14 protein-coding genes are annotated in these 12,457 nt (G+C 57.2%); 3 read left to right on the forward strand and 11 right to left on the reverse strand.

Translation table 11 applies throughout. The features are described from left to right. Positions 1-107: 107 nt before the first annotated feature. Positions 108-1,319 (forward strand): MFS transporter, encoded by a 1,212-nt coding sequence (locus ACOTX4_RS10955; protein WP_045330545.1) that lies wholly within the window; start codon positions 108-110, stop codon positions 1,317-1,319. Positions 1,320-1,394: 75 nt separating this feature from the next. Here the strand turns inward: ACOTX4_RS10955 and flgL are convergent, their stop codons facing one another. The 11 genes from flgL to flgB form a co-directional block, all read right to left on the reverse strand. Further along, positions 1,395-2,348, reverse strand: a complete 954-nt coding sequence (gene flgL / locus ACOTX4_RS10960) for a flagellar hook-associated protein FlgL (RefSeq protein WP_063937830.1) — start codon at positions 2,346-2,348, stop codon at positions 1,395-1,397. A gap of 16 nt (positions 2,349-2,364) precedes the next feature. After that, a complete protein-coding gene (gene flgK / locus ACOTX4_RS10965; protein WP_045330543.1) occupies positions 2,365-4,005 on the reverse strand; it encodes a flagellar hook-associated protein FlgK in 1,641 nt (546 codons plus the stop codon). Between the two features lie 75 nt (positions 4,006-4,080). Next, the gene (flgJ, locus tag ACOTX4_RS10970; RefSeq protein WP_017384732.1) at positions 4,081-5,034 is read right to left on the reverse strand and encodes a flagellar assembly peptidoglycan hydrolase FlgJ; all 954 of its coding nucleotides are present in this window, start codon (positions 5,032-5,034) and stop codon (positions 4,081-4,083) included. Next, positions 5,035-6,132: a flagellar basal body P-ring protein FlgI gene (locus tag ACOTX4_RS10975; RefSeq protein ID WP_003857984.1), complete on the reverse strand. Its 1,098-nt coding sequence runs from the start codon at positions 6,130-6,132 to the stop codon at positions 5,035-5,037. A gap of 12 nt (positions 6,133-6,144) precedes the next feature. Then, positions 6,145-6,843 carry a flagellar basal body L-ring protein FlgH gene (gene flgH, locus ACOTX4_RS10980; protein WP_003857987.1) on the reverse strand — a complete coding sequence of 233 codons (699 nt, stop codon included), beginning with the start codon at positions 6,841-6,843 and terminating at the stop codon, positions 6,145-6,147. 57 nt (positions 6,844-6,900) lie between these two features. Further along, on the reverse strand, positions 6,901-7,683 hold the full coding sequence (gene flgG, locus ACOTX4_RS10985) for a flagellar basal-body rod protein FlgG (RefSeq protein ID WP_421635375.1): 783 nt from the start codon (positions 7,681-7,683) through the stop codon (positions 6,901-6,903). An 11-nt stretch (positions 7,684-7,694) separates the two neighbouring features. Beyond that, positions 7,695-8,450, reverse strand: a complete 756-nt coding sequence (locus ACOTX4_RS10990) for a flagellar basal body rod protein FlgF (protein ID WP_063937832.1) — start codon at positions 8,448-8,450, stop codon at positions 7,695-7,697. 20 nt (positions 8,451-8,470) lie between these two features. Beyond that, a complete protein-coding gene (gene flgE, locus ACOTX4_RS10995; protein ID WP_003857992.1) occupies positions 8,471-9,679 on the reverse strand; it encodes a flagellar hook protein FlgE in 1,209 nt (402 codons plus the stop codon). 26 nt (positions 9,680-9,705) lie between these two features. Next, positions 9,706-10,416 carry a flagellar hook assembly protein FlgD gene (flgD, locus tag ACOTX4_RS11000; protein ID WP_003857994.1) on the reverse strand — a complete coding sequence of 237 codons (711 nt, stop codon included), beginning with the start codon at positions 10,414-10,416 and terminating at the stop codon, positions 9,706-9,708. An 11-nt stretch (positions 10,417-10,427) separates the two neighbouring features. Beyond that, entirely contained in the window at positions 10,428-10,832 is a 405-nt protein-coding gene (gene flgC, locus ACOTX4_RS11005; RefSeq protein ID WP_003857997.1) for a flagellar basal body rod protein FlgC, read from the reverse strand. Positions 10,833-10,835: 3 nt separating this feature from the next. After that, positions 10,836-11,252 (reverse strand): flagellar basal body rod protein FlgB, encoded by a 417-nt coding sequence (gene flgB, locus ACOTX4_RS11010; protein WP_003857999.1) that lies wholly within the window; start codon positions 11,250-11,252, stop codon positions 10,836-10,838. 157 nt (positions 11,253-11,409) lie between these two features. On the opposite strand from flgB, the gene flgA reads away from it, so the two are divergent. Together flgA and flgM are read left to right on the forward strand one after the other, a co-directional pair. Then, positions 11,410-12,069 carry a flagellar basal body P-ring formation chaperone FlgA gene (flgA, locus tag ACOTX4_RS11015; RefSeq protein ID WP_045330590.1) on the forward strand — a complete coding sequence of 220 codons (660 nt, stop codon included), beginning with the start codon at positions 11,410-11,412 and terminating at the stop codon, positions 12,067-12,069. Between the two features lie 93 nt (positions 12,070-12,162). Beyond that, positions 12,163-12,456, forward strand: coding sequence for a flagellar biosynthesis anti-sigma factor FlgM (gene flgM / locus ACOTX4_RS11020; protein WP_063937834.1), 294 nt, complete (start codon positions 12,163-12,165; stop codon positions 12,454-12,456). Position 12,457: the final 1 nt, after the last annotated feature.

The following is a 12,457-nucleotide window of genomic DNA, read 5'->3' on the forward strand; positions in this document are numbered from 1 at the left end:
CATTTCTATCCATACGCTACACGTATAAGCGTTTTACCACCGCGCCCGCTACCGTCGCAAGGCGTACTGATAAAAAATAGCCGCACACGACGAATGAGGAACATCTTATGAACACAACTACCACCCGGGCCGTAAGCCGCTGGGTAATCTTAATGCTGGCGCTCGGTGCGGGCTTTAGCGTGGCATCCATCTATTATGCCCAGCCTCTGCTGCCGCTGATGGGCTCAGACCTGAACCTGAGCATCGAAGGCATGGGCATGGTCCCGACGCTTACCCAGGCGGGTTATGCCTTAGGTATCCTGTTTCTGCTCCCGCTCGGCGATCGTCATGATCGCAGAACGCTGATCCTGATAAAAAGTGCGGCTCTGGCGCTGTTCCTGCTGGGTTGTAGCCTGACCGGACAACTGCACTCCCTGCTGCTCACCAGCCTGCTGATTGGCATGGCCGCCACCATGGCGCAGGATATTGTCCCGGCCGCAGCGATCCTCGCGCCGGAAGGCAAACAGGGAAAAACGGTCGGCACGGTGATGACCGGCCTGCTGCTGGGGATTTTGCTCTCCAGAACCGTGAGCGGCGTGGTGGGTGAAGCCTTTGGCTGGCGGGTGATGTATCAGCTGGCCGCCGCAAGTATTGCCTTTGTCGGCGTGGTCATGTGGGCCGTGCTTCCCCGCTTCGCCGTTCACTCCACGCTGAGCTACCCGGCGCTGATGCGCTCCATGGAACACCTCTGGCGCCGCTACCCGGCGCTGCGTCGGGCCGCGCTGGCCCAGGGTTTTCTGTCGATTGCCTTTAGCGCATTCTGGTCAACGCTGGCGGTCATGCTGCTGGAACGGTATCACCTTGGCAGCGCCGTGGCGGGTGGATTTGGTATTGCCGGAGCCGCTGGCGCGCTGGCCGCACCGCTGGCAGGTGGTCTGGCAGATAAGCTGGGCGCCGGTAAAGTCACCCAACTGGGTGCCGCGCTGGTGACCCTCTCGTTTGCCCTGATGTTCCTGATGCCGGCACTGGATATACACGGTCAGTTGATCCTGATTGCCCTCTCCGCGGTCGGTTTCGATCTCGGCTTGCAGTCCAGCCTCGTGGCCCACCAGAATCTGGTCTACAGCCTTGAGCCGCAGGCCCGTGGACGCCTGAACGCTCTGCTGTTTACCGTCATTTTCATCGGAATGGCGCTGGGTTCGGCATTAGGCAGCAATATCTACACGCTGGCAGGCTGGTCTGGCGTGGTGGCTCTGGCAACCCTGTGTGGTGCCATTGCGCTGGCTATCAGAGTGATTGAAAGCGCCCGGGTGCTGTCCGCACAGGCAGAAAGTGTGTAAAAAAAATGCCCAACCCGGACGGGTTGGGCAGTCAAAACATGCCCAGTTTCAAGACATGTTAAACAGGTCAGAGTCTTATCTGTTGATCTGGAACAAAGACATACCCTGCATATCGCTAAAGGCTTTATACGAGGCCTGCAACGCCGCCTGCTGCATGGTGTAGGACGAAATCACCGAGTTCCAGTCCACGTCAACCAGGTTACTCATCTGCTGGGTCTGACCCAGCGCGCGGTCTTCACCCAGAGCGTCCAGCTTGCCCAGCTCATCCAGCTTGATGCCGAGGTCGGCGCGCATGGTCAGCACGTTGTTGAGGGAGTTGCTAAGGCCACGGTTGGCTTTATCAATAGCCGCCGTAAACGCCTCGGCTTTCGTTTCATCCTCCCCAATCGGCGTATTCAGCGCTTCAATTGCGGAGTCGAGGATCTTGAACAAATTCGTTTCCGGTTTACTACCATCTGGCTCTGGCTTCGCATTGCTGGTGAAGCTATCGAAAACTTCAGTGCCCGTATGGCTGATTTGCATCGTGCGCGCGGAGTCAACCTGCTGGCTGATTGGCGTACCGCCGCCCTTATAATCACCCGTAGTCTGGTCGAAAGCCGCCGCTTCGGTCTTGTAACCGGAAAAAATATAGCGGCCGTTACCGTCCGTGCTGTTAGCCAGGTTCATGAGCTGATCGCGAATACCTTGCAGGTTCGTGGCCAGCGAAGCGCGGTCATCGTCACTTAACGTACCGTTGCCCGCATTGACAATCTTTTCCTGAGCAGCCTGGATAGCGGTTGTCACTTGCGATAACACGTTCTCTTCCAGCGAGACTTTCGTCGTAGCGAAGGAGCGCGCCAGCGCATACTGGCTGTTTTGCGTTTGTGCCTGAGAGAGCACAACGGCCTGCGAAGCGGCAATCGGATCGTCAGATGGACGATTGATGCGCTTCCCCGTAGACATCTGCTCGCCGTAGCTGAGCCAGAGACTTTGGGAGTTCGTCACGCCGCGCATGCTTTGCTCATACATCATTTGAGTACTAATACGCATTTTTTATGCCTCAGCCTTAGCGGATATTGATCAATGCATCAAACAGCGTGCTCGCCGTTTGCAGCACCTGCGCATTCGCCAGATAGTACTGCTGATAGCGTTGCAGGTTGCCATACTCTTCATCCAGGTTAACCCCGGAGATTGACTGCTGTTGTTTGGTCAGCTGCGTCACCACGTTAACTTTGGTTTCGCTGCTGGTTTTCAGCGACGCCGTGGTGCTGCCCACCGTACTGACCAGCGCGGCATAAGCATCGTTAAAGGTTTTGTTCCCCCCCACCAGCTTAGCGCTCTGTAAATCCAGCAGCTTCTGGCCATTGGTATTGTCGCTTTCGCCGCTTCCTTGCGCGGAGGCCATCGCCAGTTTGGATTCGTCGCTGATCGCAACGTCCATATTTACAATGACGTCATTCACCGGTTTGACGATGAAACTGTCTTTATTATTGGCTGAGCCGCTAATCTTAACGTTAAGACCATCAAACGACAGATTACCGCTGGCGTCAGGCTTGGCCGTGAAGCTGGTGTTGTCCGACAGACGCGTGATTGTCCAGTCAGTACCGTTATACTCAACTTTGTAGTTTGTCGCCTGGATCTTGGTACTGTCCGTCATCGTGGCCGTAACGGACGCGCTTCCGGTGTTTTTGCCGTTACTCAGCACTGCCGGGGAGCCAAAATCAAACAGCTTGCCGCCTTTATCCCCGTTGGCATCAAAGCCCGCCTGGTGCTGGGTATTCATGGCATCCGCAAACGCCAGCGCCATCTGGTTGAGGGTGTTTCGCGCCTGATCCAGATCCTGAGAACGGAACGTTAACAGCCCTCCAAGCGACCCCGTGGTGATCTGTTTTTCTGAGATCTCCACGTTGCCTGCTGCGGCATCCACATACGCAATCGTTGTACGCGCTGGGTCCGCACTGGATTTCACCGCCGCCAGCTGACTTGCGTTGCTGCCCTGTACCAGGGTGTAACCGTTGGCGATAGAGATGTTATACGTGCCGCTGTCCTGTACGGTAACGTCCACACCGACAATCTTGTTCAGTTCACTCACCAGCTGATCGCGCTGATCGAGCAGTTCGTTCGGGGATGCGCCCGCCCCTACGCCAGTCAGCCGGGAGATCTGATCGTTAAGGTTAGCAATCTGCTTCGCATAGTTATTGATCTGATCGACGCTGGTAGAAATCGCCGTATTGACCTGCGCATCCTGATCGCGGAGATATTGATCGTTGGTTTTAAACTGGTTTACCAGACCATCCGCCTTACCGAGCACCGTCTGGCGTGCAGCCGGATCTTCTGCGTTACTCACCAGCGTTTGCAGGCTTTTAAAGAAATCCTGGAGGTTGGCAGAAAGCGAGTTCGTGGTATCCGACAGCACGTCGTCAATTTTTGACATCTGCTGGTAGCGCGTGGTCAGCCCACTGCTCTGGTTCTGCGCCGCACGCAGCTGGTTGGTGATAAACGCATCATATTCACGCTGAACGCCGGAGACATAGACCCCGTTACCCACCCAGCCACCACCGGTCAGGGTGCTGTTTGATGCCCCCAAAATGGTGGTCTGGCGGGTATAACCTGCCACGTTGTAGCTTGAAATATTATTACTGACGGTATTGAGTGCCGACTGCGCAGCACTGAGGCCACTCATGGCGCTGTTAATCAAACTGGACATGGGGGTTCCTTTTATACGTTCAGACACGAGTCCTGATGAAGGTTATCGGCAACCTCCTCCGGGACTTGAGAACTTTCAGAACAGATTTTCGAGATCTGTGCTATACGCTTTACTGACCTTCTCAGACATGGATTTCAGCTGCTGGATCATGCTGGTCAGCTTGCGTGCATAGTTTGGATCGGTCGCGTAGCCGGCATTCTGCAATGCCTGAGCGCCCTGCTCTGGCGTGGCGGCCTGGGTCACCGCGGTGTAGCGCGGATTCCGGCTCAACAGCCCGACATAATCCGACAACGCTTCCAGATACGAGCTGTAGACGCGGAATTTGGCTTTCACCTTCACTGCCGCACCGTTCTCATATTCGGTGGTGGTGATTTCCGTGGTCGGCCCTTTCCAGCTGGAGGTGGCCTTCACGCCAAAGATGTTGAAGCTCGGCTCGCCGTTCTCCCTGCGGATCTGACGTTGCCCCCAGCCCGACTCCAGCGCCGCCTGCGCCAGAATCAGATGGTGCGGCACGCCGCTCTCTTCACTGGCAAGACGCGCCGGCAGGGAGAGCTGCGCCAGGAAGTCTTTGCTGTCGCCGGAGAGCGGCTCGTCACGCGTTTCTGCCGGCTTCGGCATCGCCTTACGCACCATCTGCGTTAGCGCCTGATTTTGATAACTGGTCACCTTTTCCAGATCAAACTTCAGCGGCACCTGCGGCGGAGCCTCTTCAGGCGGGAGTCCCTGAGCGGCTGCGGTCTGCTTCACGATCATGTCCGCCAGGCCGAGTCCCTTTCCGGCGGTCATTTGCTGGGCAATCTGCTGATCGTACATGCTGGTGTAAAGCCGCGTGGAATCACTGCTGAACATGCCGTCTTTCGGCAGAGTTTCACGCATGCTTTTCAACATCATCTGCACGAACATGCCTTCCACCTGACGGGCAACCGGGCGGATATTCGCCGCCGGATCCTTGCCCGCTTTGGTTTTCAGCTCGTTGAGCGACTGGGCATCCCAGGCGGCACTGGTCAACAGTTTGCTATCGGTCAGCATTTAGATGATTTCCAGTTTAGCGCGCAGGCAGCCTGCACTTTGCATGGATTGCAGAATGGACATCAGATCCATTGGCGTTGCACCCAGCGCATTCAAGGCACGCACCACGCTGTTCAGGTTGGCGCTGGAGCGCACGCTCTGCAACGAACCGCCGCTCTGTCGTAAATCAATCTGCGTTTGCGGGGTCACTACCGTCTGACCGCCACCAAACGGGGTATCCGGCTGGCTGACGTTGGCCGAGCGGTTAACCGTGACGGAGAGATTGCCCTGCGCCACGGCGCAGCTGTCCAGCGTCACTTCGCGGTTCATCACCACCGAGCCGGTACGGGAGTTGATAATGACTTTCGCATCCTGAACCGGCACGTTCACTTCCATATTCTGGATATCTGCCAGCATTCGCACCTGGTTGCTGCTGCCGGTTGACGTGCGGATCTGCACGGTGCGGGCATCCAGCGCGGTGGCGCTGCCGTAGCCCCGGCTGCGGTTGATGGTGTCAGCAATCTGCTGCGCCATCGTAAAGTCTTCGTTATTCAGTTGCAGGTTAATGGTGTTGCCGGTGCCGAACTGGGTCGGCAGCTCACGTTCGATGATCGCGCCGTTGGTAATACGTCCCCCGTTCAGCTGGTTCACCTGCACGCTGCTGCCGCCCGCCGACGCACCTGCTCCGCCAACCAGAATGTTGCCCTGCGCCAGAGCATACACCTGGCTGTCGACGCCTTTCAGCGGCGTCATCAGCAACGTACCGCCACGCAGGCTTTTGGCATTACCCATCGACGAGACAACCACGTCGATGGTCTGCCCCTGACGCGCAAAGGCCGGATAAGACGCGGTCACCATCACGGCCGCCACGTTTTTCAGCTGCATGTTGGTCCCGGCCGGTACGGTAATACCGAGCTGCGAGAGCATGTTGTTCAGGCTCTGGGTGGTGAACGGCGTCTGGGTCGTCTGGTCACCCGTCCCATCCAGCCCCACCACCAGGCCATAGCCAATCAGGGAGTTTTCGCGCACGCCCTGCACGCTGGTGAGATCGCGTATGCGATCGGCCTGCGCAACGGTAGCGACCAACGACAGCGCCACGGCGAAGAGAAATTTATACATAGGTCACCTCGCTTACATCGGCGATAGGTTAAGGAAGAAGCGTTGCAGCCAGCCCATATTTTGCGCTTCGTTGATGTAGCCGTTGCCGACGTACTCAATGCGCGCATCCGCCACCTGGGTGGACGGTACGGTGTTGGTGCCGCTGATAGTGCGAGGGTTAACCACACCGGAGAAACGAATGAATTCCGTACCCTGGTTAATGGCGATCTGTTTTTCGCCCACCACGTGCAGGTTGCCGTTCACCAGAACCTGGTCAACCGTTACCGTCAGCGTTCCGCTGAAGGTATTGCTGGCGTTCGCGCCACCTTTACCGTTAAAGGTGTTGCCGCCGGAGGCTTCCACATCCGCACGGGCGTTGCCGAACAGCCCTTGCAGATAGCGCGGTACGGTGTCGAAGCCAAAATTGGTTTTGCCGTCGCGGCTGGCGTTCGCCGACGAGCTCTTGCTCGCGCTGACGTTTTCCTGCAACACAATGGTCAGCGTATCGCCGACGTTACGCGGACGACGGTCTTCAAACAGCGGCTGATAACCGTAGTTAATCGGCTGCGCGGTCTGGAAAATAGAACCGTTCACCACCGGCGCGGGGCCGGGAACGGGTTGGGCGGTAGTCGCACCCTGTACCAATGGTTTAGACGGGATCCAGGCACACCCGCTGAGGGTGACGGCCAGAACAGTCAGGATCGGATAACGAAACGCCGCGTTTTTTTGCATTGCCTTCATCTTCGAAAACAGGGAGCCGGTGCGACGTTTACCGCACCGGGCTACACCTTAGAGTTGCGTCAGTTTTTGCAGCATCTGGTCGGTCGTCGACACTGCTTTACTGTTAATTTCATAGGCGCGCTGGACCTGGATCATATTCACCAGCTCTTCCGCCACGTTAACGTTCGAGGTTTCCACATACCCCTGATACAGCAGCCCCGCCCCGTTCAGGCCCGGGGTACTTTCATTTGGCGTGCCGGAAGACTGCGTTTCGGTGTAGAGGTTCTCACCGATGCTTTCCAGCCCGGTATCGTTCATGAAGGTCGTCAGATTGAGCTGTCCAACCTGGACCGGCGCGGCCTGACCTTGCTGAGTGACGCTGTCGATACCGTCACGACCAATGGTGATACTCAGCGCGTTCGCCGGGATGGTGATCGCAGGTTGAACCTGGAAGCCGCCCGCTGTCACCAGCTGACCATTCTGATCCACCTGGAACGAACCATCGCGGGTATAGGCGGAGGTCCCGTCAGGCAGCTGCACTTGGAAGAAACCCTGACCTTTGATGGCAACGTCTTTACTGTTGTTGGTCTGGGACAGGTTGCCCTGGCTGTGCAGACGCTCGGTGGCAACCGGGCGCACGCCGGTACCAATTTGCAGACCGGACGGCAGCGTGGTTTGCTCAGAAGACTGCGCCCCTGGCTGACGAATCGTTTGATAAAGCAAATCTTCGAAAACCGCACGCTGGCGCTTGAAACCATTGGTGCTGACGTTTGCCAGGTTGTTGGCAATCACATCCATATTGGTTTGCTGTGCGTCCAGACCGGTTTTCGCGATCCATAAAGAACTGATCATAGGGAGTCCTGTTAATTCATAGCCAGAAGTTGGTTAGCCTTGCCTGCGTTTTCATCGACGCTGCTGATAATTTTCATCTGCATTTCGAAGCGGCGGGCGCTGGCGATCATGTCGGTCATGGCTTCTACCGGTTTGACGTTACTGCCTTCCAGCACGCCGGACATCACGCGGATGGTCGGGTCGGCCTGTAACGTGGCGCCACGCGTGGCCTGCGCCGCCTGGGTCAGACGGAACATCCCGTCATCGCCACGCTGCACTTCGTTGCCTTCCGCTTTCACCAGCTTCAGACGACCGACAGGCGCAACGGTGTTAGCCGGGTCGCCCGGGTTTAACGCCGAAATCGTCCCGTCTGCCGCAATGGTCAGCTCTGACCCTTCCGGCACCGTCAACGGACCGGCTTCGCCCATCACCGGATGCCCCTGAATCGTCAGCTGCCCGGTGGCGCTCACCTGGATATTACCGTTGCGGGTATACCCTTCCCCGCCGTCAGCCGTTTGCACCGCCAGCCAGCCGTCCTGCTGAAGGGCAACGTCCAGCGGACGCGCGGTGTAATCCATCTGGCCTGGCGTCATGTCGGCGCCCGGCGTGGAAGCGGTGACCAGCGTTCGCGTGGGCAATGACAGCCCTTCTACCGGCACCGCACGCAGCGCGTTGAGCTGCGCACGAAAACCTGGCGTGGAGGCGTTCGCCAGGTTGCTGGCGGTAACAGCCTGCTGGTCGAGCGTCTGGCTTGCTGCGCCCATCGCTGTATATATTGCGTGATCCATTGCGCTTTCCCGTCAGCTGCTTAACGCAGGTTAACCAGCGTGTTAAGGATCTGATCCTGGGTTTTGATGGTCTGCGCGTTGGACTGGTAGTTACGTTGCGCGACGATCATGTTCACCAACTCTTTACTCAGATCGACGTTAGAGGCTTCCAGCGCGCCGTTGGTCAGCGTGCCGAAGTTACCGGAACCCGCAGTACCCAGCAGGGCAACACCGGAAGACTGCGTGGCAGACCAGACGTTGTCCCCTTCGGATTTCAGGCCTTCGTTGTTGGCGAAGTTTGCCAGCACGATCTGGCCCAGCACCTGGGTCTGTTCGTTCGAATAGTTACCGACAACGGTACCGTCATCGTTGATCTGGTAGCTCACCAGATCGCCCGGCTTATAACCGTTCTGGCTCGTCGCCACGATGTTGTTCGCACCGGTATTCTGTTGCATGGAGTTGGCGAAACTCATGTCAAACGTGGCTGGCGTCGCGCCCGGAACGGTGCCCGTTGTGATCTTGATATCATCGCCACCCGTCAGCACGCCGCTCGCATTAAAGGTCAGCGTGGTTGCCAGTTTCGCTGCATCTCCCGCTACGCTGCCGTCCTGGGAATACACCTTCCAGGAGTTAGCTGGCGTCGCGTTTTTGACATAGAACAGGTTCATGTTGTGCGCATTACCCTGGCTGTCAAACACCGTCACGGTGCCTTTCTTGTTGTAAGAGTCAGGGTTGGCCGGGTCGAAGGCGACGGTTGGTGCAGTATCGGTGGAGTTCAGGTTGATCTGCTGAGAGGCCGTGGTGGTGGACTTCGCCGCCATCAGCGTCGTTGGGATGGAGATCGCCTGCGGATTCGCACCGGTTTGCACCGTAGGCGGCGTGCCGGCAACCGGATAACCGGTTAACTGAAGCCCCTGCATGTTCACCAGGTTACGGTTTTCATCCAGCTTGAACTGGCCGTTGCGGCTGTAGAATACGGAACCGTTGGCATCCACCATACGGAAGAAACCGTTCTGGCTGATGGCGACGTCCAGACCGCGACCGGTGTTGGTGGTCGTCCCGTCGGTGAAGTCCTGGGTGATACCCGCCACCTTCACGCCCAGGCCCACTTTAGAGCCTGCAAACATATCTGCAAAAGACGCAGAACCGGATTTAAAACCATAGGTCGCGGAGTTGGCGATGTTGTTGCCAATGACGTCCAGGTTGGTGGCCGCAGCATTCAGGCCGCTGACCGCTTGAGAAAAGGCCATGACTTACTCCTGATAAGTATGAAGGCTTAGATAATCTGCCGAACTTCGTCGAGTGTGGTGGTACCGGAGGTACCCAAATCCAGTTTGTTACCATCGCTACCTTTGATGACGCCCTGAACCAGGGCAAACTGTAGCGGCTGAGCCACCAGCTGAGTGGTGCCGTTGCTGGCGCTAATCGCAACCTGATACGAGCCGTTAGGCGCTTTAGTGCCGTCGGTCAGGCTGCCATCCCAGGTAAAGGTATGAACGCCCGCTTTAAGCTCGCCAATCTCAATCGTGCGCACCACGTTGCCGCTGGCGTCTTTGATTGTGGCGGTGACTTTGTCGGCCGGCTGCTGCAACTCAACGCCAAACGGCGTCGTGGTGGTGGTGGACGTGCCATCGGTGGTGCTGGTGCCCGCCAGAATCGTGGTCCCCGGGATCATCACCCCGTGCCCGATCAGGTTGGCGGCCTGCAAGGACTGGCTATTATCGATTTGACCGGAGACCGAGCCGAGCGTGGTGTTCAGTTTCTCAATGCCGCTGACGGTACTGATCTGCGCAAGCTGCGTGGTCAGTTCGTTGTTCTGCATCGGATTGGTCGGGTCCTGATTTTTCAGCTGCGCCACCAGCAGGGTCAGGAAGCTGCTCTGTAAATCGGAGGCATTGCTCCCGGTGAGAGAGCTGGAACCGGTCGCACTGCTGGTGCTATTGACGCCGGTATTTGTCGGGTCATTCACGTTTACGGCGATGGACATGCGTGTCTCCTTTACTGGCCGAGAGTGAGTGTTTTGAGCATCATGCTCTTCACGGTATTAAGCACTTCGACGTTTGCCTGGTAGCTGCGCGACGCGGACATGGAGTTCACCATCTCCCCGACCACATCCACGTTCGGCATTTTCACGTAGCCGCTGGCATCCGCGAGCGGGTTGCCTGGCTCGTAAACCAGCTTGTCGGGTGCCTGGCTCTCAACCACGTCCGCCACTTTTACGCCGCCCGTTGCCGCACCCGGTGCAGCATCAACCTGGAAGACAACCTGTTTAGCGCGATACGGTTGCCCGTCAGGGCCGGTCACGCTGTCGGCGTTGGCCAGGTTACTGGCGGCCACGTTCAGTCGTTTAGACTGCGCCGTTAATGCCGAACCGGCGATATCAAAAATATTCAGCAAGGCCATTTACTAATTGCCCCCCTGTAGGACGGTCATCATGCCTTTAATTTGCCCGCCGAGTAGCGTCAGGCCTGTCTGGTATTGCAGGCTGTTATCGGCAAACTGTGTGCGCTCCCGGTCCATGTCGACGGTGTTACCATCAAGCGAGGGCTGATCGGGAATACGGTAAAGCAGGTCGGTCGTTGGCGCGGTCATCGCCTGAGCGGGAATATGACGTGAGGATGTCAGGGCCAGTGAGACACCCGTTCCTTCGGCACGTCCACGCTCCATCACTTTTTTGAGTTCACTGGAAAAATCAATATCGCGCGCCTGATACCCGGGGGTATCCGCGTTGGCGATATTGGCGGCTAAAATCTCCTGCCGCTGGGCGCGTAAATTGAGCGCTTCCTGCTGAAAACGTAACGCGGCGTCGAGTTTATCGAGCATGTCTCCTCCGCTGATGAGAAAATTTCAGTTCACAGCTTAAATCTCAAGGCGTCTCCCTTATCGACGGAATAAGCGCAAAATGCGTCGCTATTTGTTGCGTTGATGGAAAACCACTGCGGGTAGAATTTGCTTAATTCTGGACATGGTGGAACGTGCGATGCGGACTTTTAAACGTGGCCTGGCGGCGACCCTACTGCTTTTGAGCCCTCTGGTGCAGGCGGAGGGGTTAGAGGACCAGCTCAATGCATTCTTTGCGCAGAAGCTGGCCGGTTTCAGCGATGACGTACGCGTGACCGTGCGCAACCCGCCTAACCTTTACCCTTCCTGCGAAGCCCCGTCATTTAGCGTGACCGGCAGCACAAAGTTATGGGGTAACGTGAACGTGCTGGCGCGTTGCGCCAATGAAAAACGGTATTTACAGGTTGCGGTACAGGCGACGGGCAATTATGTTGTCGCCGCCGTTCCGATTCCGCGAGGCAGCCTGCTGCAACCTGACAGCGTAACGCTGAAGCGAGGCCGTCTGGATCAGCTTCCACCGCGGACGATGCTGGACATTAACCAGGCTCAGGAGGCGGTCAGCCTGCGCGATGTCGCCCCTGGACAGGCGATACAGCTATCCATGCTGCGCCAGGCATGGCGGGTGAAAGCGGGACAACAGGTGATGGTGGTCGCCAATGGCGAAGGGTTTAGTATCAACAGCGAAGGAAAAGCGCTGAATAATGCCGCAGTGGCGCAAAATGCCCGGGTCAGAATGTCCTCAGGCCAGGTGGTCAGCGGCACGGTCGGTCCTGATGGGAATATTCTGATTAACCTGTAATCTTTTTAAAGATTTCGCGGCGACTGCCGATAAATATTCAACAAATGATGATGTCAGGCGCAAACGCCGCGAACCCTCGATGAGGACAACACTATGAGCATTGATCGTACATCAGCCCTGAAGCCGGTTAGCACTGTACAACCTCGCGAAACGAATGAGGCTGCCCCGCAAAAAACGCGTCTGGAAAAAACGTCGACGGCTAACAGCACCAGCGTCACGCTGAGCGATGCGCAGTCGAAGCTGATGCAGCCAGGCAGCAGCGATATCAACATGGAACGTGTTGAAGCGCTGAAAACGGCTATCCGTAACGGCGAACTGAAAATGGATACCAGCAAAATCGCTGCTGCGCTGATTCAGGACGCACAGAGTTTCCTCCAGAGTAACTAAC

Origin of the sequence: Enterobacter cloacae complex sp. IR5459 (genome assembly GCF_049238005.1) — a bacterium.
GTDB lineage: Bacteria > Pseudomonadota > Gammaproteobacteria > Enterobacterales > Enterobacteriaceae > Enterobacter > Enterobacter hormaechei_C.